This is a genomic window from Roseovarius sp., assembly GCF_040219995.1.
In the GTDB taxonomy this organism is placed as follows: Bacteria; Pseudomonadota; Alphaproteobacteria; order Rhodobacterales; family Rhodobacteraceae; genus Roseovarius.
The window spans coordinates 92,640-116,103 of record NZ_JAVJUC010000009.1 but is presented as its reverse complement, the minus strand read 5'-3'; the positions used below and the strand labels follow the sequence as shown (position 1 = coordinate 116,103).

Below are 23,464 nucleotides of genomic sequence, written 5' to 3'. Positions count from 1 at the left end.
GCATATGGCCAAGGCGCACGTGGGGGCCAGCCCCCACACCCCCGGGATATTTACGGCCAGAAGAAACAGGGGGCCATGAGGCCCACCGATTGGAGGACTATATGAGCCCGCGCGACGATATCCCGAACCTTCGGGGACAGGACGGCGAGGGATCGGTGCAAGTGCATCAGGATGCCTCGATGAAGATCGAGGGCGCCAAGGTGTTTTCGGTCTATGGCAAGGGCGGGATCGGCAAATCGACCACCTCGTCGAACCTCTCGGCGGCCTTTGCGGCCATGGGCAAGCGGGTGTTGCAGATCGGCTGCGACCCCAAGCATGACAGCACCTTTACGCTGACGGGTCAGTTGCAGCCCACGGTGATCGACATTCTCAAGGATGTGGACTTCCACTCCGAAGAACTGCGCCCCGAGGATTTCGTCACGACAGGCTGGGGCGGCGTGCAATGCGTCGAGGCCGGCGGCCCGCCCGCCGGAACCGGCTGCGGCGGTTACGTTGTCGGCCAGACGGTGAAGCTCTTGAAACAGCACCACATGCTGGATGATGCCGATGTGGTGATCTTCGACGTGCTGGGCGACGTGGTCTGCGGCGGCTTTGCCGCGCCCCTGCAGCATGCCGACCGGGCGCTGATCGTCACCGCCAATGATTTCGACAGCATCTACGCGATGAACCGGATCATCGCCGCCGTGCAGGCGAAATCGGCCAATTACAAGGTGCGGCTTGCGGGCTGCGTGGCGAACCGCTCCAAGGACACCGACGAGGTCGACCGCTACTGCGATGTCGTGGGCTTCAACCGGATCGCGCATATGCCCGACATCGACGCCATCCGCCGCTCGCGCCTCAAGAAGAAGACACTCTTCGAGATGGAAACCGACGACGAGGTGCAGATGGTCCGCGACATCTATACCGGCCTTGCCCAGCATCTGTGGAACGGCACCGATCCGCTGGCCCCCTCGCCGATGGAAGACCGCGATATATTCGAGCTTCTGGGGTTCGATTGATGTCCTATGACCAGACACTCGCGCGGGTCGAGACCTATTTCGACCGCACCGCCACCCGGGCCTGGGAGGCGCTGACCAGCGATGCGCCGGTGTCGAAGATCCGCCAGACGGTGCGCGAGGGGCGCGATGTCATGCGCGCACAGATGCTGGCGCGACTGCCCGACGATCTGCGCGGCGCGCGCATCCTCGATGCAGGCTGCGGCGCGGGGCAGATGACCGCGGAACTCGCGGCGCGCGGGGCCGATGTGGTGGCGGTGGATATCTCTCCCGCGCTTGTCGACATCGCGCGAAAACGTGTTGATGAGCGGCTCAAGAGACGTGTTTCCTTTCACTCCGGCGACATGTTGGCACAAAACCTCGGGCGCTTCGATCATGTCCTCGCGATGGACAGCCTGATCTATTACGGGGTCGCCGACCTCAGCCGCGCGCTCACCGGCCTCGCAGCGCGCACCAGTGGCGGGATCATCTTTACCGTCGCCCCGCGCACGCCGCTTCTGATGGCGATGTGGCGGGTGGGCAAGCTCTTCCCGCGCGCCGACCGCTCACCGGTCATGGTGCCGCATTCGGCAGCACGGCTGGCACAGGGCCTGCGCGCGGCAGGCAGCACGGCACGGCTCACGCCCCTGACCCGGGTCGCACGCGGCTTCTACATCTCACAGGCGATGGAGGTGCGGGGATGATCGGACCGGCCTGGAAACGCACCAACGCGCAGTTGATGGCGGTCACCACCCGCTGGCTTCCCTTTGCCGATGCGGCAAGCGAGGGCCTGCCGCTCGGTCAACTTCTGCGCCTGTCGCTCTTCCAGGTCTCGGTCGGCATGGCCACGGTGCTGCTTCTGGGCACGCTCAACCGCGTGATGATCGTCGAACTGTCTGTTCCTGCCGTCATCGTCGCAGTGATGATCGCCCTACCCGTCCTCATCGCCCCCTTCCGCGCCCTTCTGGGGTTCCGGTCCGACACCTACCGCTCCGCCTTGGGGTGGAAGCGCATCCCCTATCTCTGGTTCGGCTCGCTTTGGCAAATGGGCGGCCTTGCGGTCATGCCCTTCGCCCTTCTGGTGCTGAGCGGGCAGCAACAGGTCGGCCCGACATGGGCGGGCGAAGTTTTGGCCGCCATCGCCTTTCTGATGACCGGCCTCGGGCTGCACATGACCCAGACCGCCGGTCTGGCACTCGCCTCTGATCGGGCCACCGATGAGACCCGCCCCCGCGTCGTGGCGCTGCTCTACGTGATGTTCCTTCTGGGCATGGCGCTCTCGGCCATCGTGATCGGCTGGCTCTTGCGCGATTTCGCCCCCTTCACGCTGGTGCGCGTGGTGCAGGGCGCGGCCTCGGTCGGCATCATCCTCAACCTGATCGCACTCTGGAAGCAGGAAAAGCTCAACCCGATGAGCCGCGCCGAACGCGAGGCCCCGCGCCCGCAGTTCCGCGACGCGTGGGCTGACCTGATGAAGGGCGGTACGGCGGGGCGGCTGCTGGCGGTGGTCTTCCTCGGTACCATGGCCTTCAACATGCAGGACGTGCTGCTCGAGCCGTACGGCGGCGAGGTGCTGGGCCTCTCGGTCTCGGCCACCACGGTGCTGACGGCGATCTGGGCCGCAGGCGCGCTCGCGGGCTTTGTCCTTGCCGGGCGTGCGCTACTGAAAGGGGCCAACACCTACCGCATGGCGGGCACGGGGCTTCTGGTCGGGATCGTGGCCTTCGCCACGGTGATCTTTGCCGCCCCCATGCAATCGCCGGTGCTGTTCTTTGCCGGGGCGGGCCTCATCGGCCTGGGCGGCGGGCTTTTTGCGGTCTCGACCCTCACCGCCGCGATGGGGCTGGCGCGTGAGGGCGGCAGCGGCCATGGCCTCGCGCTCGGCGCATGGGGTGCCGCACAGGCCACGGCGGCGGGCCTCTCGATCGCCATCGGCGGAGCCTTGCGCGATGTGGTCAATCACGTCGCGCTCTCGGGTGCCTGGGGCGAGGCGCTCGCGACCAACGCCACCGGCTATTCCCTCGTCTATCACGCGGAAATCGCGCTTCTCTTTCTCACCCTTGTCGTGCTGGGGCCGCTCGTTCGGCTGACCCCGCGCGGCAGCATATCGCAATCGGAGGGCGGCCGCATCGGGCTGGCCGAGTTCCCCTCATGACCAATGTTCGCTCGAAAGGAGTCTGACATGACCGAGCCATTCTTTGGAAATTTCGACCTCGCGAGCCTCTCGCTCTGGCTGTTCTACGGCTTCTTCGTGGTGCTGATCTTCTACATTCAGCGCGAGAACATGCGCGAGGGCTACCCGCTCGAGGATGACGACGGCAACCCGTCGGCCAATCAGGGCCTGTTCCCGGTGCCAGGCGACAAGACCTTCAAACTGCCGCATGGCCGTGGCGAGGTCACCGTGCCCTCGGGCCAGAACCCCGACCGCACCGATCTCGCGCTGGAGAAAACCGCCCATGGCAACGGCTTTCCCTTTGTGCCAACGGGCGATGCGATGGCCGACGGTGTCGGCCCCGCCTCCTGGGCGCCGCGCCGCGACATCCCCGAGCTGGACGGCCACGGCCACCCCAAGATCGTGCCGATGTCGGCGACCGAGCATTTCGTGGTGGCCGCAGGGCGTGATCCGCGCGGGCTTGAGGTGCAGGGCGGCGATCACGAGGTCGTGGGCACCGTCAGCGACATGTGGATCGACGAACCCGAGCAGCTGGTGCGCTATCTCGAGATCGAATTGCAGGCCCCCTGGGGCGAGGGCAAGCGGCTGGTGCCGATGACCTTCGCGCGCATCCGGTCTGACCGCGTGCAGATCCGCTCGATCTTCGGCAAGCATTTCGCGGGCGTGCCGGTGCATGCCTCACCACGTCAGGTGACACTGCTCGAAGAGGACAAGATCGCGGGCTACTACGGTGGCGGCACGCTTTACGCCTCCGAGGCGCGGCTCGAGCCGCAACTGGGATAAGGACCAAGACCATGAGCCATGACGACTTTGCCGTTGAACCCGTACCCGGCCTGCCCGAGAGACCGCCCGAGGGCGAACATATCCTCTGGCAGGGCAAACCCGATTGGTGGCGGCTCAGCGTCGAGTCGCTGAGCCTGACTTGGATCGCGGGCTATTTCGTCTTCCTCGCGGCCTGGCGATTCATCACACTCATCGACCAGATGCCGCTGACAGGGGCCTTTGCCGCCTCCGCGCCGCTCTTGATCATGGGCGCGGTGGTCTGCGCGATCCTGATGGTCGTGGGCTATGTGCAGGCCCGCGCCACCGTCTACACGATCACCAATCGCCGCGTGGCGATGCGGATCGGGGCGGCGCTCACGGTGACGCTCAACCTGCCCTACACCCAGATCGGACGTGCCGATTTCAAACCCGGCAAGCGCGGCACCGGCACCATTACCTTTGATCTGATGGGCGACACGCGCCTGTCGTATCTGGTGTGCTGGCCACATGTGCGTCCCTGGGTGATGCGCCGCACGCAGCCCGCGCTGCGCTGCATTCCCGAGGCCGACAAGATCGCCGCGCTGATCGCCGAGGCGGCCGAGACCCGCATCGCCACGCCGCGCGTTGAGCGCACCGCGCCGCAACCCGCGATGGCGGCGGAATAACACGAGGAGGCCCAGACGATGACTGACGCAAGCGCCCCGAGATACAAGACCCCGCAGGACCGCGACCTTGTCCCCCGGATGATGGTCCGCGCGATGCTGGTGCTGGTGCTGTCGGTACTGGCCATCGTCAGCTACGCGCGCTTCACCGACGCGCCGCTCGTCTCCACCCCGCCCCAAAGCCCGGTGGTGCTGGAACGGCAGATGTTCCTCTCCGGCGACATGGGTGGCCGCGCCACCGTGCTCGACGCCAATGGCAGCGTCATCGCCAAGCTGTCCCCCGAAGAGGGCGGCTTCATCGCCGGAGTCGAGCGGGTGATCAACCGCGAACGCATCAAACACGACGTGGTCCGCACCGGGCCCGTCACCGTGAGGCAGCACGAAAACGGCCGCCTCTCGATCCACGACCCCAGCACAGGCTGGCGCGCTGACCTCATGGGGTTTGGCGCGGATAACGCGGCAGCCTTCGCAAAGCTGCTGGCAAACTGAGAAAGGAGGCCAATAATGGGATGGCTTACCAAGGAAATCGAACACGCGCCCTGTACGGTTGAAATCAGTCACAAGTTTGAATCGCTCCACGCGCATGTACGCTTCAACAACGGCGCCACGGTCTATCCGGGCGACGAGGTGAAGGTGCACGGCCCCGAGATCATGGCCCCCTTCGGCGAGGTGGTCTCCGAGGATCGCGACGCCACCATCGTCCGCGCCAGCGGGCTCGAGCGCCTCTGGACCCGGATGACCGGGGATTTCGAGGTCATGGAGCTTTGCGAATTCTCGTTCTCCGAGGAGGTGACGCTATGAATGCCCTCGTGAAACATTCCGCCGACGCGACCACCGTCGAAGAAGGCCTCGCCATCCAGGAAGAGCAGGCCAAGTTCGACAGCAAGGCCGCAACCGAGGTGGCGATGCAGAACACGCTGCTGACGCCGCGCTTTTATACCACCGATTTCGACGAGCTTGACGCGATCGACGTCTCTTCCGTCCGCGAGGATTGGGACAAGCTCATCGACCAGATGGAGTCTGATCCCAACAAGGGCCATTTCAAGAAGAACGAGGACTGGGATCACGTCGATTGGGACGGGATGGAGCCGGGGCTGAAAAAGGAGTTCATCGACTTCCTGATCTCCTCCTGCACCGCCGAATTCTCGGGCTGCGTGCTCTACAAGGAAATGAAGCGGCGCGGCAACAACAAGGACATCACGCAGCTTTTCCAACTGATGGCGCGCGACGAGGCCCGCCATGCGGGCTTCATCAACGACGCCCTGCGCGAGGCGGGGGTGGCGGTCAATCTGGGCTTTCTGACCCAGAAGAAGAAATACACCTACTTCCGGCCCAAATTCATCTACTACGCCACCTATCTGTCGGAAAAGATCGGCTATGCCCGCTACATCACGATCTTCCGGCATCTGGAACAGCATCCCGAGCATCGCTTTCACCCGATCTTCAAGTGGTTCCACGAGTGGTGCAATGACGAATTCAGCCACGGCGAGGCCTTTGCCCTGCTGATGAAGACAGACCCCAAGCTGACCTCCGGCAAGAACGTGCTCTGGATCAAGTTCTTCCTCACCGCCGTTTACGCCACGATGTATGTGCGCGACCACCAGCGGCCCAAATTCCACGCCGCCCTCGGCGTCGAGCCCGACTGGTACGCCAACGAGGTCTTCACTAAGACGTCTGAGCTGACCAAGCAGATCTTCCCGATCACGCTCGATATCGACAACCCGCGGTGGGCTGCGGGGCTGGTCCGGCTGCAAAAGGCGAATGCCGATCTGGCCCGCGCCAAGGCGGAAAAAGGTGTCGGAGCATGGCTGAGGAGCCTCGGCGCGCAGACACGCGCGGCGGCGGCTTTCGTGGGGCTCTACACCATCCCGGCCAAGAAACATACGGTGCCCGCCAGCACCCGCCTGGAGCCGGCCTATTGACCCCGGTTTCGGTGCCTGTGGCACCGACCGATGTGGGGGGCCAGCCCCCCACACCCCCCGGAATATTTCCGGCAAGATGAAGGAATAGACGTGCATAGCCCCTGGATCGCAGCCCTGATGGCGCTTTTTCTCTGGTGGTTCGCCACCGGGGCGATCCTGATTGTCGTGCGCCTCTGCGAACGGCGCGGCGATGCGGCGGGCCGCCGCGCGGTAATCCTGGCGCTGCCGGTTCTGGGCGCGGGGATCTGGGGCTATGAGGCGACACTGGGCCTGACCGGCGTGGGGGCCGCCTATGGCGCGTTCCTCTCGGCGCTGGCGATCTGGGGCTGGATCGAGCTCAGCTTTCTCACCGGCGCCATCACCGGGCCAAACCGCCGCCCCTGCCCCACGCATCTGCCGGAATGGGAGCGGTTCCTCCGCGCCTGGGGCACCGTCGCCTATCACGAGATGCTGCTCACCGGCGTGCTGATCCTTGTCTGGATCTTCGGCTATGAGGCTGCCAATACCTTTGGCCTCTGGACCTTCACGGTGCTCTATTTCGCCCGCGTCACCGCCAAGCTGAACCTCTATTTCGGCGTGCCGCGCATCAATACCGAGTTCATCCCCCGCGCGCTGTCGCATCTGGGCAGCCATTTCCGCATCGCGCCGGTGGGCTGGTTCTTCCCCGGCTCAGTCACCGCGCTCAGCCTCGCCGTGGCCTGCTGGCTGGAGCGGCTCTATTCCGCAGGCCAGCCCGGCGAGGTGGTGGGCTTTGCGCTCCTGTCGGCGATCACCGCGCTGGCACTTCTCGAACATTGGCTGATGGTGCTGCCCGTGCCTGACGCGAAACTCTGGCGCTGGATGCTGCCCGCGCCCAAACATGCACCTAAAAAGACAAGACCGGAGGGACATCATGGATTTTGACGCCATGTTCGACGCGCAACTGGACACCCTGCGCGAAGAGGGAAATTACCGCGTTTTCGCCGAGCTGGAGCGGCGCTGCGGCGAGTTTCCCAAGGCCAAGAGCCATGATGCCGAGGCCCCTGACGAGGTGACAGTCTGGTGTTCCAACGACTATCTCGGCATGGGCCAGCACCCGGTCGTGCGGCAGGCCATGAAAGACGCGATCGACCAATGCGGCACCGGCGCGGGCGGCACCCGCAACATCTCGGGCACCAATCACCACCACCTGCTGCTCGAGCGCGAACTGGCCGACCTGCATGGCAAGGAGGACGCGCTCCTCTTCACCTCCGGCTACGTGTCGAACTGGGCCGCGCTCTCGACCCTTGGCAGCCGGTTGCCCGACGCGGTGATCCTCTCGGACGAGCTCAACCATGCCAGCATGATCGAAGGCATCCGCCACAGCCGCGCGCAAAAGGTGATCTGGAAACACAACGACCCCGAGGATCTCGACCGCAAGCTGGCCCGCCTGCCCGCCAACGCACCCAAGATCGTGGCCTTTGAGTCGGTCTATTCGATGGATGGCGACATCAGCCCGATGGAGGAGATCGTCGAAGTCGCCGAGAAACACGGCGCGCTGACCTATCTCGACGAGGTGCATGCCGTGGGCCTCTACGGCCCGCGCGGCGGCGGCGTCTCCGAAGAACGCGGCCTGGCGGATCGCATCACCCTGATCGAGGGCACGCTCGGCAAGGCCTATGGCTGCATGGGCGGCTATGTCACCGGCTCCGCCAGCCTGTGCGATTTCATCCGCTCCTTCGCGTCGGGCTTCATCTTCACCACCGCCCTGCCCCCCGCCGTGGCCGCCGCCGCGACCGCCAGCATCGCGCATCTCAAGCAGTCGGACGACGAGCGGCAGGCGCAGCGCGCGCAAGTGGCCCGGCTGCGTAGCCTACTCGACGCGCGCGGCATCCCGCATCTTGATAATGACAGCCACATCATCCCGGTGATGATCAAGGACCCGGTCAAATGCCGGATGCTCGCCGATATCCTGATGCGCGACTGGGGCATCTATGTGCAGCCGATCAACTATCCCACCGTGCCCAAGGGCACCGAACGGCTCCGCTTCACCCCCGGCCCGCTGCACTCGGATGCCGATATCGACCATCTGGTGACGGCGCTCACGACGTTGTGGAAGCAATGCGCGCTGGCGCATGCGGTGGCCTGACGCGCCCATCCTAGTCGATCAGCCTCCACGTCCCTGACCCGTCGCGCCAGTAGAACAGGTCCGGCGCGAAGGACTCGTTCAACTCACTGTTCTCGAACACCACCGGCGAGGGCACCAGCGTCGCCAGCCGCCCGTTGCCGAACAGCTCCAGCCGCGCCTCCTCTGCATCGAACGGGCGCAGCTCAAAGCCCTGCGACGGATCGACGAACGGCGCATAGAGCGTGTCAAGAAACGTCTCTGGCGTCATGCCATAGCTGGCCGACAGGTGGTCGATCATCGGGCGGAGTTCGGTCAGGACACCGTCGCGCCCCGCCTGATACGCCGCATGCGCACGGCGCATCTCGCCCTCGACCGCAACCCGGGTCGCCATGTCCTTTTCGAGCACCTCGCCACCCGGCCATGCCGACGCAGGCATGTCGATCGCGTAATCGAGGGTCAGCGCGATGGTGCCCTCCGCATCGGCAACCTCCGGCCGCTCCACCACCGAGATGAACGGCGTCTCTCCAGGGCGCGCGACAAAGGGCTGCTCCTCCGCCCCCGGAATCGAGAGATCGAGCGCATAGGCGTCACCCGAGAACGGGTCCGGGAAACTGCCCGCCTCGTGATGGGTAAAGCGCAGCCGCACCACCATCCCCTCCATCACCGGCTCACTCACCTCGGAATGGCGCACCGTCACCACGTTGCGCTCCGGTTGCAGGCCGGAATTGATCGGCACCTTGGTCAGCACCTGCGCCCGGAACGGTTTGGCCGGTTGCTCGACCCCAAAGAGCGGTATGTCGTTCAGCCGGATATCCAGCACCACCGCATTCGCCTGCAGGTCAATCGCAAATTCCGTCCTGCCCGGATCGGCTCCGTCGGCCAGAGCAGGCGCGGCGCAGACCGCAACCAGCGGCAACATCCTTAATGCGCGACGTGCCACTGTCACGCCTCATCAGGGAAGAATGCAAGGTCAGGCGCGAGAACCTCGCCCGTCTCCGGGTTCCGAAAGGTGACAGGCGGCGGCACGAGCGTCGCGAACCGCCCGTTCCCGATCAGCACGATCCTGGCCTCGTCGGCGTCATAGGGGTGCAACGCGAATCCATAGGATGGGTCCAGGAACGGCACATACGTCGTGTCCAGCATCGCCTCGCGCGGCATGTCCAAACACGCCGCCATCCGCTCTAGCTTGGGGCCGAGTTCCGCCACAACGGACCCGCGCCCCTCGGCAAAGGCGTCATGAGCCCTTCGCATGGCCGCCTCGACGGCGATTTGCGTAGACATACCCCGCGCCAGCACACGACCATCGGGCGAGGCTGCCGGCGGAATGTCGATCGCGTAGTCGTCACTCGAAAACGGGTCGGGAAATGTCCCCGCCTCCCGGTAACTCAGGCGCAGCTTGACCCACATTCCATCCATCATCGGTTCCGGAATTTCGGAATAGCGAACCGATATCTCGTTCAGCCCCGGCAAAAGCGCCGCGTTGAAGTGCAGGAAGTGAACCCCTCTCGCATCGAACGGGTTCGCCGGTTCGACCACCCCGAACAACGGAACGTCATTGTTCCGAATATCGAGATCGACGCCGGTCAGATCCATCTCGACACCGAATGCCGTCTTGGCCGGATCGGCAGTTTGCGCCAGAACAGGCCCAGCAGAGCTTGCCGCAAGTAGGATCGCCACGGCCAGACGACGCTGAACCACATGGCACCCGGCCAGCCCGCGTATCATCGCATGCGCCACACCAACCTCAGACGAGATACAGAACGGACGCAACGACAAGCCCCCCACTGGCAGGGTTGCGCATGAAGGCGACCGCGGATTGAACGGCGGTCTTGTCCGGTGTTGCCGGGTCGGCCCACCGCAAGGGCGATGGCAGTATGAATGCCAGACGGCCCTCAGCCGCATGGAAAATCTGGGCCTCTCCGGGCGATGGCCAGAACCGCGCCGGTTGCAACGTCTCGCCTTCCGGCAATGTCGGCGCCAGCTTTTGCGCGGCGTCGTTCACGCTCATGAATTCGGTGACGTCCCGGTAGTGCATGACCGTCGCGGTCCGTTCCCAGGCGGGAAGATAGGCCTGCCTGACGCGGGCAGCATCGCCGCTTATCAGGGCGGCATGTACACCGCGATAAGCTGCAAGCAGTTCCTCTCGCAGCACTTCCGCCCCTGGCAGCACTGGCGCGCCCTCCCATGTGAGCGGTGGCAAATCGTCGGGCACCGTGACATCGAACGTGACCACCCGCGATGGAACGGCAGGGCCGTAGATATCGCGGTATTCCCCGTCCTCGACCGTGAAACGCCCGGTGCTGCCGAAGACCGCCCTGCCCTGCCCACGGCTTGCCCCCAGTGACGTTTGCTCCACCGGCGCAAGGTGACCGGTTTCCATGTCGAAGGCCAGGTGCAAGGCCGTGTAGTCCTCGTCCGTTTCGGTCCGCAGATTGTAACGCACCAGGTCGATCCGGACGGCAAATTCCGGGTTCGGAGCGCCCGCCGGATAGGCCTCACCCCAGACCGGCACGAAGTTGAACGCTAGCGTATTCGTTCCCGCCCGCAGCAGCGTGTTGATCGGCACCGTCCATTCCTGCCGCTCGGCTGCCGGCTTTATCGACACCGGCACGTCATTGACGGACACGATATGCCAGCAGGCGACCGTGCGGAACCGAAGGTAATAATAATGCGGATCGCTGGTCTGTGCCATGAGAGAGGCTCCTGGAAAGGCGGACAAGGCGGTTGCCGCGCAAACGAAAAAACGTCGGTTCATCTGGTCAATCATGTCAATACGGCTCCCATGGGGGGGTTTCCCCGGTAACCTCGGGAACCGTCGGTTCGAGCAGTTCGATTTCATCTCCAGAGGGCTTGCTCCAGTCCTCTTCATCACCGTTACCGACCTCTGCGATCGACTGCGACACCTCGCCTGTACTCCGCGAAGCCGTGCCACCGGTAGAGCGCTCAAAATTCGGATCCCCCGGTGCGGGCGGGTCAAGCGTGTCGCCGCGGCTGGTTATCCCCACGCTCACATAGCCTTTCACCCGTGCGCGCAAACCTTCGAAATAATACCTCTTCTCGCGACCCGCGTCGGTTTTGCGCATCTCCCAGCACCACGCCGTATGCATCGAGCCGCGCGCACCAGCTTCAGCCTGGACGATCCAAATCTCGCCCTCGGCATGAATCTCGACCGTCGCATCCCCCTTGATATCGACTTTCCCCCCGAACGTGTCCGAGCCCTCACCTTTCTCAAAACCGTTCTCGCCATTGGCGGCATAGCGGTACGCCAGACCGGACCCGTACTTGTAGGACAACTCACCACCGGCGCTCAACACGACATCGGCCCTGACGCGCCCCCGGATCGCGCGGCCCTCGCGCATCGCTTCTGCGCGCGCGCGTTGCACCAACTCGGAAGCCGCCGGTGACAAAAGGCCTGCAACGGCAAGTTCGACGACGTCAATTGTCCCTTCAGCTTTCACGGACAGGGACGACTCGAACTTGTCGACCTTGAATTTCAGGTCCGGGCTTGCATCGACTTTTTCCAGTTTGAACGCGCTCGCTTCCAGCGTCAGTTCCACCACAAGCGTCACCCCAGAGCCGTCAACCACCTCCGCCTCAAAGCCCTCGGCCTCGCGCCCGTGTACAAAAGAGCCCATGGTCGAGATCATCTTGCTCAATAGGCCGGACGTTCCCCGGGAGGCTGCCTGGTTCGACGGAGGGGCCGCCGCAGCAGTATGCTTCGTTGCCCCGGCTTCGCTCTTCACATCGATCGTTTTATCACCAACCTTGCCCGTCATCTCGCCGCTGATGCCCGTGCTTGCCCCAAAGCGACTGGTGCGAAAGTCGAGCGTAACATCGGCTATGATCCTGCCGTTGATATCCACCTCTGGAAACGCATGCACCGTGTAGGTTGCCACCATTCCGGATTCGGGCAAACACATCCGCGGTGTATACCGTGCACCTTGGTTGTTCTCGAACGAATCCATGCCGGATATCAGCATGTCCACCGCACTCATCGCCACGACGAAATCCTGCGGCAAAATGGAATCACCAAGCACTTGAAAATTCGCTGTCTGAGGGGCAGCGACCGACTGCTCGGTTTCCGTTTTCGGAAGCAGCGACTCGCCTGACACCAGCCCACGCGTATTGAACCCCTGAGGTCGGGCGGGCCGCATCTGACATTGCTGTCCATCGGCCTTGCTTTTGACCTTACCGACAAGGTTCATGCCTTGCTTGTCATCCGCGATGATAAACAATCGGGTTGGCGGCGCATCACCGTTCGACGGCCATGTCAGTTTTCGGTCAGGCGCGGAACTGTCGGATAGCTCACCACTGGTCAGGCAACAGGGTTGTCCGGGTTCGCAATCGCACTGCGCGGAGCCGAACCCAGGATCATTCACCGACGCCATCGGGCTCGACGCGGGCAGGTTGTTGCGCGCCGTGGTGGCATATCGGTCATAGCCGGGGCTGCCTTCGGGTTCACTCAGCAGGCCGCTGCGCGCGCGGGCAAGCTGCTCGTATTGATAGCTGTTCTGCTGGCCCGCGTCATACATCGCGACCATTGCATCTTCGACTTCCTGCATCAGGCTCATGACATGCCCCCGCATGCCACAGCGCCCGACCCCCGGTCTCGTCGTGCAATACAGTAAAAATCCATCAAACTCACCGGGGAACGCCCATCAAAATCGCTGCATCCAATAGTGCCGCAGAGACTGTGCGGCGGAAACCGAAAACCTGTCAACATCGCGACCACTCTCCTGCTACCCCGCCACGTCCGCCGGGCGGCGCACCATCCAGCGCAGCAAGGCGTCCTTCTTCTGCCAAGGCCTCAGATCGTGGCGATTGAGGATCGCAGCCGCCTCGGGTTCACGCTCCCAGAACTCGGGGCCGAGTTGCAGGATCAGCCGTGCCATCACGCGCACCTGCTTGACCGAACTCAGCCCGAAACGGGCGGCGGCGGCAGGGGCGGATTGGGCCACCGTGCGACAGGTCTGCAATTCGACATCGGGGAACTCCTCGTGCAGCAGGCGCACCAGCGCCCGCTGCGCGCGCTTTTTCTGCAACCGGTCAAAGATCGCATATTCCTCGTCGCTGAGCGACAGCCCGCCCCGCTCCAGCGTCGCATCGACCGGCGGGGCCATCTCGATCAACCGCGCCGAGAGCGGCTCCACCGGATCGAACACCGACACCGGCACCGCGATCGGCGCGCCGTCGGGCAACAGGCACATCGGGCTTATCGGGATGTAGAACCGCTCGATCGCCTCCATCAGCGCGGCCAGCTTTTCGGGAACCAGCGCCACCGCCATGTCGAGCATCACGCGCGGGTCGAAAAACCGGAAGTAGACCGGGCTTTCCGGGGCATCCGGCAGGCGCACCATCGTGAAGCGGCGGAAATGCGCGCGCAGGTCGCGGCCACTATGTTCACTGCGAAAAAACACGCCCACATGCGCATCAGCGGGCCGCGCCCCCAGCACCTCTCGCAGCGGGTCGCCCGCGCGCAGCCGCACCAGCCACGGTGCTCCCGCCTGCATCGACGCATCAAGCGAGGCGTTGAGGCAGTAATGTTCCGCCCCGCTCTCGGCCAGAAGCGCGGGCAGGCCCGGCCAGCTTGCCCCGTCGAGCAACGCAAAAAGCCTGTCATCCTGCGGCAATGCCAACCAGTCGATGTCTGTCAGGGCAACGGGTGGCTGACGCTCGGGGGAAACAAGACGACCCACCAGAACCGGCTGATCCTCCGCGCCGGTCGACAGTGCCGCCGCAAGTTCCGGTCCCGGTGCATCGGGCACGCGGGCCACTGCCATCATCTCCGCCAGCCCGAGCCCGCGTGCGTCAAGCGAGCGGCTGATGCCGCTGACAAAGTCGTCGGCGCTGTCCGCCTTGAGGGCCAGCCGCCCAAGCACTGCATCCGACGGGACCGACCAGAACCGCGCCTCGGGCGACCGCGCCACCATGTGCAGATATCCGATCCAGTGTCCGTTGCCCGCCACGCCCAAACCCTCACGCTTTCGTGAGTGCACTATAGCAACGCAAGCCCACCCTGCAACACGCCGCAAGACGCGACACGGGCAGAGATCGCGCAGGTCCGGCACAAGCGACATGCCGCCACGCTCAACTGGCAGGCACCTGTCTGGTCAGCCCTGCCCCGTCTGCGGCCCCGACTGCGGCACCGACCGAATACCGACGTAATACCGACCATTTACCGACGGTCCGAAAGGGCGTTCTCAGACGGGCGCGCGCTGCTTGCAGGAATCGCTTTGGCCAATGCCGCATCTCGCCTATCACCTACGTCAGGCCCCGCCCCTCCCGGCGGTGGACAACAGCGAAGGAGACACAGATGAGCCTGTTCGACGAAGACCTGTTCCTCAAGGGGCTGGAGCAACGCAAGGCCACGCTCGGGGCGGAATATGTGGAGCAAAACCTCGCCGCAGCGGATGACTTTACCCGCCCTTTTCAGCAGGCGATGACCGCCTGGTGCTGGGGCTTCGGATGGGGCGACGATGTGATCGACGCCAAGACCCGCAGCATGATGAACCTCGCGATGATCGGTGCGCTCGGCAAGATGCAGGAATGGGAAACCCACTGCCGCGGCGCGCGCCGCAACGGCGTGACCCAGGAGGAACTGCGCGCCATCATCCACGTCATCGGCATCTATTGCGGCGTGCCGCAAGCGCTGGAATGCTTCCGTGCAGCCCGCAAGGTGCTGGACGCGGAATGAGATGCAGTATCGACGCTCGCACGTGAGAGTTGAACGGCCGTGTGTGACGCGCTATCGTGCCGGTACAGACGTGTAACGGGGTTGATGCGCAGAACACGCCTACCGGCCCAGAGTAACAGTTAAGGTTGTAAAAACATGCCCCGCACAAGCCGCATCACCGATCTGGGGTCAGGGCACGGATGTTTCCCGCCCAGCCCCGCCATCGAGGGCAGCCCAGACGTCTTCATAAATGATCTCAATGCGTTGCGTCAGGGCGACGCACTCGCGCCACACGGCTGCAGCAACTGCCCGCCGCATGCCCGCGCTGTTTCGGGCGGGTCGCCCTCGGTCTACGTGAACGGCAAGCCGCTGGCGCGCTTGGGCGATGCGATCAATTGCGGCGGCAAGATGCAGCAAGCCTCGGGCGATGTCTACGCCGATGAGCTGGAACCGGTCCTGAGCCGCGCCACCCCGACCGCATCCGGAGTCTATTCCGCAGCAGGCCCCTGCGCCCGCGACTGCATCAAATCGGCGCAAAAGCGAAAACAATCCTTTGTCGGCTGAGACCATCCCGCAGCCCGGCAAGGGCGTCACCGAAGCTGCGCAGAATTCGGACCCTCACACGCTCTGGAGCGGCGAGGGCATGCCAGCGGCGCTCCTTCTGGATGCCAGTGCACATGACGGCCTGCCTGCGCGGCTCGAGCGGTCCGGCCTGCCGCATACGTGCCTGTTTTCCGGACCCGATGCCGAAACCCTGGCCGAAGAGGCCCCCTATCTCGCAACCCTCGACCCCCAGAATGCAACCGCGTCTCGCAGCCTGTTGAATTTTGTCATCGGTTCGGGTGCGGGTGCCATCCTGATGCATGCCCCGGTGGAACTCGACCGGCAGCGCACGCATCTGCGCAAATGGCTGTCGGTGCATCTGCCCAAGGGTCATTCCAGAGAGGACAAACCCGTGCTGTTCCGGTTCTACGACCCTGCGATCCTTGCCGCCTTTCTAGGCACGCTAACACCTGCCGACGCGGCGGCATTCTTTGGTCCGATCGAACGTATCGTCACCGTCGAAACCCGGGCTGCAAAGGCCTTCAGCCTGACCGACATCGCCCGCGCCACGCCGCGCAGCACCTTTCCTCCGGATGGGCTGTACCGGATCAGCGAAACCCAGTACGCCATTCTAGCCAAGCTGACCGGGGACACGTTTCGCACAGACCTCGCGCGTTATTTACGTTCCGAATTCTCGCCCGAGACACGCGATATGTCGGATGAAGAGATGCACGCCCTGATCGACGCGGCCATCGCCGACGCCGACCGGATTGGCGACAAGCGGCAGGGGTCTGTCCTTAGTCTGGTGGTGATCCGGCTGCTGCGCCCCGACTTGCTCGAAGACGCCTATGTGATGAAGCAGGTCATGGTCGATCACCCGCTCGCGGCGCACCCCAATCAGCGCGTCGGCTTGTTGCTGGGAATCCTGACCAGCGACTTTCAGACGCTTGATGAACGCTCGGCGTTCTTTGCACGGCTCAACCGTTTCTGGACCGAGGAGTTCTGATGCCGCAGGATTTCGACTGTCCGACCGGGAAATGCGGAAATGAACCTGACTGCCGGAGTGTCACTGTCGGCGACCCGATCAGCCCGTCCTCTGCGTTACACACCGAGCGCAACCGCTGCAACCGCTGCCCGTCCACGCCACCAATTCCGGTCTATTACGACAAACCCGGACGGCTGTGGGGCACGCGGCGGGTGCTTCTGCACTGGACCGACAACGAAGGGAACCTGTGGGAGCCCGACAATGCCGTCACCGCCTGGTGGTTCCATGACGATCCGTTACCGGGCTTTCGCGACAACGAAAACATGACGTTTCGCGTTTCTATCGTTGCAAGCGGCGGACGCGGTGGATGGCAATGCCGCTATCAAAACGGCACGCTAGACGACACCTCGAGCGCAATGGGCACCTATGATTACGCACCCGCCGGAAGCGCGAGCCACGTCTCGATGGACGTGACACCTCATAATTCCAATTCGGCCTATGTGGGCGGGCTGACCCAGCAATACTGACGCATCTCGGCGACATGCACGTCAGCCTCGCCCCGGCGCTTTTCGCGAGTGCGGCACCGTTTGGCAACGCAGGCTAAAACGCCTCTAATGGCAACAACAACCCTCAGCCCTGAGCCGCGAGGAACACGTCAATACCCGCCTGCGCGACCTCGCGGTCCTGCGCGGGCGTGCCGGAACTGACGCCGATGCCGCCCACCACGTCGCCACCCACAACAACAGGCAGGCCGCCACCCACCACCATAAGACGACCGCCGATGGCCGAGGCGATGCCATAGACCGGCTTGCCGGGCTGGCTGACTTCACCATATTCATGCGTCGCCTTCTTGGCACCGGCCGCGGTGAACGCCTTGTCGATGGCGATGGTGATCGACGTCACCTTGCCGCCATCCATACGTTCGAACGCCACGAGGTTGCCGCCCTCATCGGTGATGGCGATGCACATCGGCACGCCGATCTCGGCGGCCTTGGCGCGGGCTCCTTCCAGAAGGACACCCGCATCGGCCAGATCGAGCCGTTTCACTGTCATCATACTTCAGGCCCTCCTCAGGCGGCCTTGGCGCGGCGACGCGCGGCATGCAAGAGCGGCTCGGTGTAGCCCGAGGGCTGCTCCGCACCCTTGAAAATCAGGTCATGCGCGGCCTTGAACGCCACGCCGTCGAAACCGGGGGCCATGGGCAGGTATGCCGGATCATGGGCATTTTGCGCATCCACCTTGGGGGCCATCCGGCGCAGAGATGCCTCGACCTCCTCAGGCGTGCATATGCCGTGCAACAGCCAGTTGGCAAGGTATTGCGAGGAAATGCGCAGCGTCGCGCGATCCTCCATCAGCGCCACATCGTTGATGTCGGGCACCTTGGAACAGCCCACACCCTGATCGACCCACCGGACCACGTAGCCCAGGATCGACTGGCACGAGTTATCGAGTTCGCGCTGCACATCCTCGCCCGACAGGTTGCGCCCGATCATCAGCGGTGGTGTCAAAAGCGCCGCGCGCGACGCCGTTTCACGGCTCTTCATCTCGTCCTGCACCGCCGCCACATCGACGCGGTGGTAATGCGTGGCATGCAATGTGGCGGCCGTCGGCGACGGCACCCAAGCGGTGTTGGCCCCGGCCTTCGGATGGCCGATCTTGACATTCAGCATCTCGGCCATGGCGTCGGGCTTGGCCCACATGCCCTTGCCGATCTGGCCCTTGCCGGACATGCCTGCGGCAAGCCCCGCATCGACATTGCCCGCCTCATAGGCGGCAAGCCACGCCTCTTTCTGCATCTCGCCCTTGGGCACAACCGGCCCGGCCTGCATCGAGGTATGGATCTCGTCGCCGGTGCGGTCGAGAAAGCCGGTGTTGATGAAGACACAGCGATCCTTGACCGCCTTGATGCAGGCCAGCAGGTTCGCCGAGGTGCGGCGTTCTTCGTCCATCACGCCCAGCTTGACGGTATTGCGCGGCAGACCAAGCATATCCTCGACCCGGCCATAAAGTGCATCGGCAAATGCCACTTCCTCGGGGCCGTGCATCTTGGGCTTGACCACGTAGACAGATCCCGCGCGCGAATTGCATGGCCCGTCATTCTTCAGATCATGCATCGCGGCGGCGACCGTCACGGCAGCATCAAGCATGCCTTCGGGCGTCTCTGCCCCGTCCAACAGAACCGCGTCGGTGGTCATCAGATGGCCCACGTTGCGCACCAGCATCAGCGCGCGGCCGGGATGCGTCACGGGATTTCCCTGCGGGTCGAGATAGCTGACATCGGGGTTCAGACGGCGGGTGATCTGCTTGCCGCCCTTCTCGAGCGTCTCTTCCAGATCACCGCGCATGAGGCCCAGCCAGTTGGCATAGACCACGCATTTGTCCTCGGCATCGACAGCGGCGACGGAATCCTCGCAATCCTGGATTGCGGTCAGCGCGCTTTCCAGCCGGATATCGGCGATGCCCGCCGGATCGTCCGTGCCGATGGCCGAGGCGCAGTCAATCACAACCTCGATGAGCAGGCCATGCGCCCGCAGGAAGATGTTGCCGCCCTCGGTATACCCCGCGAATTGCTCTGCATCGGCAAGGGTGGTCTCGGTCTCGCCCACGGTCACGCAAAGTCCGCCATCCCGCACCGCAAGCGCGCTGACATCGGCCCAGCTTGCCTGCGCCAGCGGTGTCACATCATCAAGATGCGCGCGCGCCCGTGCGATCACCTGCGCCCCGCGCGCGGCGTCATAGCCCGCACCTTGCGGCTGACCCTCGATTGCGTCGGTGCCGTAGAGCGCATCATACAGAGACCCCCACCGCGCATTGGCGGCGTTGAGCGCAAAGCGCGCATTCATCACCGGCACCACAAGCTGCGGCCCGGCAATGCTTGCGATCTCGGGATCGACGTTTTCGGTGGTCATGGCAAACGGGCCAGGCTCGGGTTCCAGATACCCGATCTCGGCCAGAAAGGCGCGATACGCCTCGCCGTCGAACGGCTGGCCCCGGCGCGCGATATGCCAGTCGTCGATCTTGCCCTGCAACTCGGCGCGTCGTGCCAGCAGATCAGCGTTCTGCGGGGCCAGATCGCGTAACAGCGCGGCATAGCCGGACCAGAACTGATCCGGCGAAACGCCCGTCAGCACCTCGTCCTCGATCAGGCTTGCAAGCGGTTGGGCCACAGACAGCCCGTGGCGGTCTACGTATTGGGTCATATCCGATCTCCATTTGATTGGGCGGAGGGCTAGCGCACGGGGTTGAAAATTGTAACAAGCGGGAAAATGTTTTCCATTGTATGGAAAGGTATACCGCAATGGCCGATCCGAAACCCGACGGCGTGCAATCGGTGCAGCGCGCGCTTGGCCTGTTGCGGCTGCTCAGCCAACATGACGAGGGCATGCGGGTCAGCGACATTGCGCGCGCGGCGGGGCTGCCGCTCTCGACCACGCACCGGCTGCTGACCACGCTGGAAATCGAGGATTTCGTGCAGTTTGAGCCAGAGCGCGCGCTCTGGCATGTGGGGCGCGAGGCGTTCAGCGTCGGCGCGGCCTTCGGACGAAGGCATAATTTCGTGGCCCCGGCCCTGCCCCTATTACGGCGGCTGCGCGATGCCACCCGCGAGACCGCCAATCTCGGGCTGCTCGACCGCGACGAGTTGATTACCCTCGGTCAGGTCGGCAGCCGCGAGATCATGCGCGCGATTTCCGCCCCCGGCGGGCGGGTCCCGGCGTTCTGTTCGGGCATGGGCAAGGCCATTCTCGCCACCTGGCGCGATGCCGATATCGCGGCCTTCGTCGCACGCACCGGGTTTCGTCCCCTCACCGGCCGTTCGCATCGCGACCTTGAGACGGCGATGGCTGATATCACGAACATCCGCGCGCGCGGCTATGCGCTCGATGACGAAGAGCACGTCGCGGGGTTGCGCTGTGTCGCCGCCGTGGTGTGGTCGGCGGAGGGCGAGGCCGCCTGCGCCATCTCGATCTCGGGCGTGGCCACCCGCCTGCCCGACGACAAGATCGAGGCCGTGGGCCGCACCGTACGCCGCGCGGCGGATGAACTGACGATGCGTCTCGGTGGGGCGCCACCGCAGGAAACGTGATCGGCCACCTATGCCGAAAGGTTTGCATTTGCACGCGCACCTGCCAAGAATGGCCGCGACGACACGGAGACGCCCACCCGATGCGCAGCCCGATCCTTGCCACTCTCGTCGCACTCTGCGCGACCCTGACACATGCCGCACCCACCGGCACCTTCCGCCATGCCCACAACGTCGGTTTCGGCGCGCAATCAAGCCTCGATCCCGCCTCCAAGGGCCGCGTGCTCCAGATCATCGAGAAGGTCCAGAGCCGCCTTGTGCGCCCGGGCCGCGGCGGCAAGCCCGAACCCGATCTCGCCACCGCGTGGAAGCCCAATGAAGACGGCACAGTCTGGACCTTTCATATCCGCGAAGGCGTGCGCTTTCACGATGGCACCGCGTTGGACGCGGGCGACGTGGTCTACTCGATCAAGCGCGTGATCGACCCCGACTATGGCAGCCCCGCCCGCGCCGCCGTCAAGATGATCGAGCATATCGAGGCGACCGGGCCGCTGACCGTGCGCATGCGGCTCGAATCCACCTTTGCCGACCTACCCCTGCAACTGATGGACCCGCGCCTGCGGATCATCCCCGAAGGCGCGGGCGAGACGGTAGACCAGAGCGGCATCGGCACCGGGCCGTTCAAGGTCGAGACATTCGACCCCGATGGCATCACCGTGCTGAGCGCCTATGAGGGCTATTGGGAAGGCCCGCCGGCGCTGGCTCGGATCGAGGTGATCGGCGTGCCGGATGCACAGGCACGGCTTCAGGCCTTTCTCAGCGGGCAGTTGGACATGGAGCGCGGAATCGCCCCCGTCCTGCGCCGGGCGCTCGACAAGTCCTTGCGCTACCAGTTGCTGGAAATTCCCACCGGCAACTGGATGGGCCTTGCCTTCCGCACCGACATGGCCCCGTTCGACGACCCGCGCGTGCGCCGCGCGCTGCGGCTGGTGGTGGATCGCGACGAGATGCTTGACCTGGCACTTGACGGCGGCGGGGTGGTGGCCTGCGATACGCCGGTCTCTCCGAATGACCAATACCGCGCCGAGATGCGATGCCCGCCCGATCCCGAACGCGCCCGCGCGCTCTTGGCCGAGGCAGGCCATCCGGATGGAATCGACGTGGATATCCACGTCTCATCGCTCGATCCCAGCTGGCCGGTGATCGGCGTCGCCTATCAGGAACAGGCCGCCGAGGCAGGTATTCGCGTCAACGTGGTCAACGCCGCGGCCGATGGCTACTGGTCCACGGTCTGGATGAAAAAGCCCGCCTTCACCACGAGCTGGGGCGAGCGGCCCGCCGATCAGGCCCTGAACGAGGCGTTCCATTCCAGCGCCAAGTGGAATGAGAGCCACTATTCCAATCCCGAATTCGACCGCCTGCTGGAAGCCGCGCGCGCCGAGTTGAATTTCGCCAAGCGCCGCGCGCTCTACATCAAGGCGCAGGAATATCTGGCCGAGACATCGGGCACGCTGATTCCGTTCCACGTCACGCAGCTTGTGGTGCTGTCAAACCGGGTGACGCACTTTGATCCCGTGCCCAACGACGCGCTGCGCTGGCATCTCGTGGCGGTCGTAGACTAGGCGCGCGCTCACTCCGCTGCCTTCTCCACCTGTCCGCGCGCCCTCGTCCATCGCCGCCAGTTCCGCCAACGTCACCGGTTTCAGCGGCGGACGGATACGGCAATATCCCGTCTCGTCGGGCGTTTGACCATTCGCCTCAGCCAACAGGGCGGTGACGGTCAATCCGCAATAGCGCCCCTGGCACGGCCCCATCCCGGACCGCCCGAACGCCTTGGCGTAGTTTGGCCCAAGACAGCCCAGCTTGGCATAACTCAGGATCACCCCCGCCGTCACCTCTTCGCAGCGGCAGATCACGGTGGCATTGTCAGGCGCGATACCCCCGGGAAAGCGCGGATAGCCCGCGTCGAAAGAGGGGCGCGCTGCCTGTGTGTCCGGCACGTGGACGATCTCCGACGATAGGTCCAAACCCTTGAGCAGATAGCGCGAGCCGCGCAGAGCACCGCCCAGATACCGCGCCGATGATGGCCCGATCATAGCGTGTCATGCGCGCGCCCTCATGCGGGTGGGCGGTCTCCAGCCCCTCGGCCGCCTCCATCATGCAGGCCTGCCGCACGACGCCGCGCCACGCTCTACAACTCCGAAAACGACGGCTTGTCATCAACCACGAGGTCGAACTTGCGGCTCATTACGATGTTGATCACCGAAAAGGCCACCATGATCCGCACACCCAGCCGGATCAGCACCCTGCAATCAGGCAAGCTCAATATCGCCAGCCACCCGGCAGCTTCAAGCGCATTTCCTGCCCCGCCTTCTGACGCATTTTCGTCAGGATCACGACGATCTCGACCTGTCGCTGATCATGCCCTCCTCGGACATGATCGAAGATCTGATCGCCTCTCAGCAATACGATGTGGGCCTTGCCGAGACCCCCGTGCCGCGCGCCGAAGATGCCCTTGCACGCGCCCGGGTGATCACGCCCGCCGATCTCGAAGGGCGTCCCATGGCGGTGCTTTTTTGACACGCACAACACCGCGCTCCAGATCGGGGCGGCGTTCCGCGCCGTCGGCTGCCGCTTCAACAAGCGGCTGGAATTGCGCACCT

At 64.4% G+C, this 23,464-nt stretch carries 26 protein-coding genes; 17 read left to right on the top strand and 9 right to left on the bottom strand.

All coding sequences use genetic code 11. The annotated features are described in order from the left end of the window. Positions 1-101 precede the first annotated feature (101 nt). The 10 genes from bchL (at position 102) to hemA (ending at position 8,600) form a co-directional block, all read left to right on the top strand. Entirely contained in the window at positions 102-998 is an 897-nt protein-coding gene (bchL, locus tag RID11_RS02050) for a ferredoxin:protochlorophyllide reductase (ATP-dependent) iron-sulfur ATP-binding protein (RefSeq protein WP_350135540.1), read from the top strand. Next, a complete protein-coding gene (gene bchM / locus RID11_RS02045; protein ID WP_350135538.1) occupies positions 998-1,678 on the top strand; it encodes a magnesium protoporphyrin IX methyltransferase in 681 nt (226 codons plus the stop codon). The genes bchL and bchM overlap by 1 nt, the downstream gene beginning before the upstream one ends. Next, positions 1,675-3,129, top strand: a complete 1,455-nt coding sequence (locus tag RID11_RS02040) for a PucC family protein (RefSeq protein ID WP_350135536.1) — start codon at positions 1,675-1,677, stop codon at positions 3,127-3,129. The genes bchM and RID11_RS02040 overlap by 4 nt, the downstream gene beginning before the upstream one ends. 27 nt (positions 3,130-3,156) lie before the next feature. Next, the gene (gene puhA / locus RID11_RS02035) at positions 3,157-3,930 is read left to right on the top strand and encodes a photosynthetic reaction center subunit H (protein ID WP_350135534.1); all 774 of its coding nucleotides are present in this window, start codon (positions 3,157-3,159) and stop codon (positions 3,928-3,930) included. Between the two features lie 11 nt (positions 3,931-3,941). Next, positions 3,942-4,574, top strand: coding sequence for a photosynthetic complex putative assembly protein PuhB (gene puhB, locus RID11_RS02030; protein ID WP_350135532.1), 633 nt, complete (start codon positions 3,942-3,944; stop codon positions 4,572-4,574). An 18-nt stretch (positions 4,575-4,592) separates the two neighbouring features. Further along, positions 4,593-5,060 carry a photosynthetic complex assembly protein PuhC gene (gene puhC / locus RID11_RS02025; RefSeq protein WP_350135530.1) on the top strand — a complete coding sequence of 156 codons (468 nt, stop codon included), beginning with the start codon at positions 4,593-4,595 and terminating at the stop codon, positions 5,058-5,060. Positions 5,061-5,075: 15 nt separating this feature from the next. Further along, the gene (locus tag RID11_RS02020; protein ID WP_297770323.1) at positions 5,076-5,372 is read left to right on the top strand and encodes an O2-dependent cyclase accessory protein; all 297 of its coding nucleotides are present in this window, start codon (positions 5,076-5,078) and stop codon (positions 5,370-5,372) included. Continuing rightward, the gene (acsF, locus tag RID11_RS02015) at positions 5,369-6,493 is read left to right on the top strand and encodes a magnesium-protoporphyrin IX monomethyl ester (oxidative) cyclase (RefSeq protein ID WP_350135528.1); all 1,125 of its coding nucleotides are present in this window, start codon (positions 5,369-5,371) and stop codon (positions 6,491-6,493) included. The genes RID11_RS02020 and acsF overlap by 4 nt, the downstream gene beginning before the upstream one ends. A 90-nt stretch (positions 6,494-6,583) precedes the next feature. Beyond that, entirely contained in the window at positions 6,584-7,396 is an 813-nt protein-coding gene (gene puhE, locus RID11_RS02010) for a putative photosynthetic complex assembly protein PuhE (protein ID WP_350135526.1), read from the top strand. Next, entirely contained in the window at positions 7,386-8,600 is a 1,215-nt protein-coding gene (gene hemA / locus RID11_RS02005) for a 5-aminolevulinate synthase (protein ID WP_350135524.1), read from the top strand. Before puhE ends, hemA begins: the two co-directional genes overlap by 11 nt. Before the next feature lie 10 nt (positions 8,601-8,610). Here the strand turns inward: hemA and RID11_RS02000 are convergent, their stop codons facing one another. From RID11_RS02000 to RID11_RS01980, 5 genes are all read right to left on the bottom strand, one after another. Then, complete coding sequence (locus RID11_RS02000) at positions 8,611-9,498, bottom strand: hypothetical protein (protein WP_350135522.1); 888 nt, start codon at positions 9,496-9,498, stop codon at positions 8,611-8,613. A 23-nt stretch (positions 9,499-9,521) separates the two neighbouring features. Continuing rightward, entirely contained in the window at positions 9,522-10,304 is a 783-nt protein-coding gene (locus RID11_RS01995) for a hypothetical protein (RefSeq protein ID WP_350135520.1), read from the bottom strand. A gap of 19 nt (positions 10,305-10,323) precedes the next feature. Continuing rightward, entirely contained in the window at positions 10,324-11,346 is a 1,023-nt protein-coding gene (locus RID11_RS01990; protein WP_350135518.1) for a hypothetical protein, read from the bottom strand. A 1-nt stretch (position 11,347) separates the two neighbouring features. After that, on the bottom strand, positions 11,348-13,150 hold the full coding sequence (locus RID11_RS01985; protein WP_350135516.1) for a hypothetical protein: 1,803 nt from the start codon (positions 13,148-13,150) through the stop codon (positions 11,348-11,350). 168 nt (positions 13,151-13,318) lie between these two features. Beyond that, positions 13,319-14,575 carry a DUF4123 domain-containing protein gene (locus tag RID11_RS01980; RefSeq protein WP_350135514.1) on the bottom strand — a complete coding sequence of 419 codons (1,257 nt, stop codon included), beginning with the start codon at positions 14,573-14,575 and terminating at the stop codon, positions 13,319-13,321. Between the two features lie 317 nt (positions 14,576-14,892). Between RID11_RS01980 and RID11_RS01975 the strand changes: the two genes are divergently transcribed. From RID11_RS01975 to RID11_RS01960, 4 genes are all read left to right on the top strand, one after another. Further along, a complete protein-coding gene (locus RID11_RS01975) occupies positions 14,893-15,273 on the top strand; it encodes a carboxymuconolactone decarboxylase family protein (protein ID WP_350135512.1) in 381 nt (126 codons plus the stop codon). Positions 15,274-15,408: 135 nt separating this feature from the next. Next, positions 15,409-15,816, top strand: coding sequence for a PAAR domain-containing protein (locus tag RID11_RS01970; RefSeq protein ID WP_350135510.1), 408 nt, complete (start codon positions 15,409-15,411; stop codon positions 15,814-15,816). Further along, positions 15,806-16,801 (top strand): DUF4123 domain-containing protein, encoded by a 996-nt coding sequence (locus RID11_RS01965; protein ID WP_350135508.1) that lies wholly within the window; start codon positions 15,806-15,808, stop codon positions 16,799-16,801. Before RID11_RS01970 ends, RID11_RS01965 begins: the two co-directional genes overlap by 11 nt. After that, positions 16,801-17,307, top strand: a complete 507-nt coding sequence (locus RID11_RS01960; protein WP_350135507.1) for a hypothetical protein — start codon at positions 16,801-16,803, stop codon at positions 17,305-17,307. Before RID11_RS01965 ends, RID11_RS01960 begins: the two co-directional genes overlap by 1 nt. A 103-nt stretch (positions 17,308-17,410) precedes the next feature. Here the strand turns inward: RID11_RS01960 and RID11_RS01955 are convergent, their stop codons facing one another. Together RID11_RS01955 and RID11_RS01950 are read right to left on the bottom strand one after the other, a co-directional pair. After that, positions 17,411-17,836 (bottom strand): GlcG/HbpS family heme-binding protein, encoded by a 426-nt coding sequence (locus RID11_RS01955; protein ID WP_350135505.1) that lies wholly within the window; start codon positions 17,834-17,836, stop codon positions 17,411-17,413. Between the two features lie 14 nt (positions 17,837-17,850). Next, positions 17,851-19,980: a malate synthase G gene (locus RID11_RS01950; RefSeq protein ID WP_350135503.1), complete on the bottom strand. Its 2,130-nt coding sequence runs from the start codon at positions 19,978-19,980 to the stop codon at positions 17,851-17,853. 98 nt (positions 19,981-20,078) lie between these two features. Here RID11_RS01950 and RID11_RS01945 point away from each other — a divergent pair, with 98 nt between their 5' ends. Both RID11_RS01945 and RID11_RS01940 read left to right on the top strand, forming a co-directional pair. Next, complete coding sequence (locus tag RID11_RS01945) at positions 20,079-20,864, top strand: IclR family transcriptional regulator (RefSeq protein WP_350135501.1); 786 nt, start codon at positions 20,079-20,081, stop codon at positions 20,862-20,864. An 80-nt stretch (positions 20,865-20,944) separates the two neighbouring features. Then, complete coding sequence (locus RID11_RS01940) at positions 20,945-22,423, top strand: ABC transporter substrate-binding protein (protein ID WP_350135499.1); 1,479 nt, start codon at positions 20,945-20,947, stop codon at positions 22,421-22,423. On the opposite strand, the gene RID11_RS01935 is transcribed toward RID11_RS01940, so the two are convergent. Together RID11_RS01935 and RID11_RS01930 are read right to left on the bottom strand one after the other, a co-directional pair. Then, the gene (locus RID11_RS01935; protein WP_350135497.1) at positions 22,349-22,897 is read right to left on the bottom strand and encodes a hypothetical protein; all 549 of its coding nucleotides are present in this window, start codon (positions 22,895-22,897) and stop codon (positions 22,349-22,351) included. The two genes, RID11_RS01940 and RID11_RS01935, sit on opposite strands and share 75 nt — an antisense overlap. Positions 22,898-22,992: 95 nt before the next feature. Further along, on the bottom strand, positions 22,993-23,121 hold the full coding sequence (locus RID11_RS01930; RefSeq protein WP_350135495.1) for a hypothetical protein: 129 nt from the start codon (positions 23,119-23,121) through the stop codon (positions 22,993-22,995). A 5-nt stretch (positions 23,122-23,126) separates the two neighbouring features. Here RID11_RS01930 and RID11_RS01925 point away from each other — a divergent pair, with 5 nt between their 5' ends. Further along, the gene (locus RID11_RS01925; protein WP_350135608.1) at positions 23,127-23,381 is read left to right on the top strand and encodes a LysR substrate-binding domain-containing protein; all 255 of its coding nucleotides are present in this window, start codon (positions 23,127-23,129) and stop codon (positions 23,379-23,381) included. Positions 23,382-23,464: the final 83 nt, after the last annotated feature.

Coding starts and splice junctions, on each gene's coding strand:
- bchL (WP_350135540.1), top strand. CDS start 102: ATGAGCCCGCGCGACGATATCCCGAACCTTCGGGGACAGGACGGCGAG.
- bchM (WP_350135538.1), top strand. CDS start 998: ATGTCCTATGACCAGACACTCGCGCGGGTCGAGACCTATTTCGACCGC.
- RID11_RS02040 (WP_350135536.1), top strand. CDS start 1,675: ATGATCGGACCGGCCTGGAAACGCACCAACGCGCAGTTGATGGCGGTC.
- puhA (WP_350135534.1), top strand. CDS start 3,157: ATGACCGAGCCATTCTTTGGAAATTTCGACCTCGCGAGCCTCTCGCTC.
- puhB (WP_350135532.1), top strand. CDS start 3,942: ATGAGCCATGACGACTTTGCCGTTGAACCCGTACCCGGCCTGCCCGAG.
- puhC (WP_350135530.1), top strand. CDS start 4,593: ATGACTGACGCAAGCGCCCCGAGATACAAGACCCCGCAGGACCGCGAC.
- RID11_RS02020 (WP_297770323.1), top strand. CDS start 5,076: ATGGGATGGCTTACCAAGGAAATCGAACACGCGCCCTGTACGGTTGAA.
- acsF (WP_350135528.1), top strand. CDS start 5,369: ATGAATGCCCTCGTGAAACATTCCGCCGACGCGACCACCGTCGAAGAA.
- hemA (WP_350135524.1), top strand. CDS start 7,386: ATGGATTTTGACGCCATGTTCGACGCGCAACTGGACACCCTGCGCGAA.
- RID11_RS02000 (WP_350135522.1), bottom strand. CDS start 9,498: ATGTTGCCGCTGGTTGCGGTCTGCGCCGCGCCTGCTCTGGCCGACGGA.
- RID11_RS01995 (WP_350135520.1), bottom strand. CDS start 10,304: ATGATACGCGGGCTGGCCGGGTGCCATGTGGTTCAGCGTCGTCTGGCC.
- RID11_RS01990 (WP_350135518.1), bottom strand. CDS start 11,346: ATGATTGACCAGATGAACCGACGTTTTTTCGTTTGCGCGGCAACCGCC.
- RID11_RS01985 (WP_350135516.1), bottom strand. CDS start 13,150: ATGAGCCTGATGCAGGAAGTCGAAGATGCAATGGTCGCGATGTATGAC.
- RID11_RS01975 (WP_350135512.1), top strand. CDS start 14,893: ATGAGCCTGTTCGACGAAGACCTGTTCCTCAAGGGGCTGGAGCAACGC.
- RID11_RS01970 (WP_350135510.1), top strand. CDS start 15,409: ATGCCCCGCACAAGCCGCATCACCGATCTGGGGTCAGGGCACGGATGT.
- RID11_RS01960 (WP_350135507.1), top strand. CDS start 16,801: ATGCCGCAGGATTTCGACTGTCCGACCGGGAAATGCGGAAATGAACCT.
- RID11_RS01955 (WP_350135505.1), bottom strand. CDS start 17,836: ATGATGACAGTGAAACGGCTCGATCTGGCCGATGCGGGTGTCCTTCTG.
- RID11_RS01950 (WP_350135503.1), bottom strand. CDS start 19,980: ATGACCCAATACGTAGACCGCCACGGGCTGTCTGTGGCCCAACCGCTT.
- RID11_RS01945 (WP_350135501.1), top strand. CDS start 20,079: ATGGCCGATCCGAAACCCGACGGCGTGCAATCGGTGCAGCGCGCGCTT.
- RID11_RS01940 (WP_350135499.1), top strand. CDS start 20,945: ATGCGCAGCCCGATCCTTGCCACTCTCGTCGCACTCTGCGCGACCCTG.
- RID11_RS01935 (WP_350135497.1), bottom strand. CDS start 22,897: ATGATCGGGCCATCATCGGCGCGGTATCTGGGCGGTGCTCTGCGCGGC.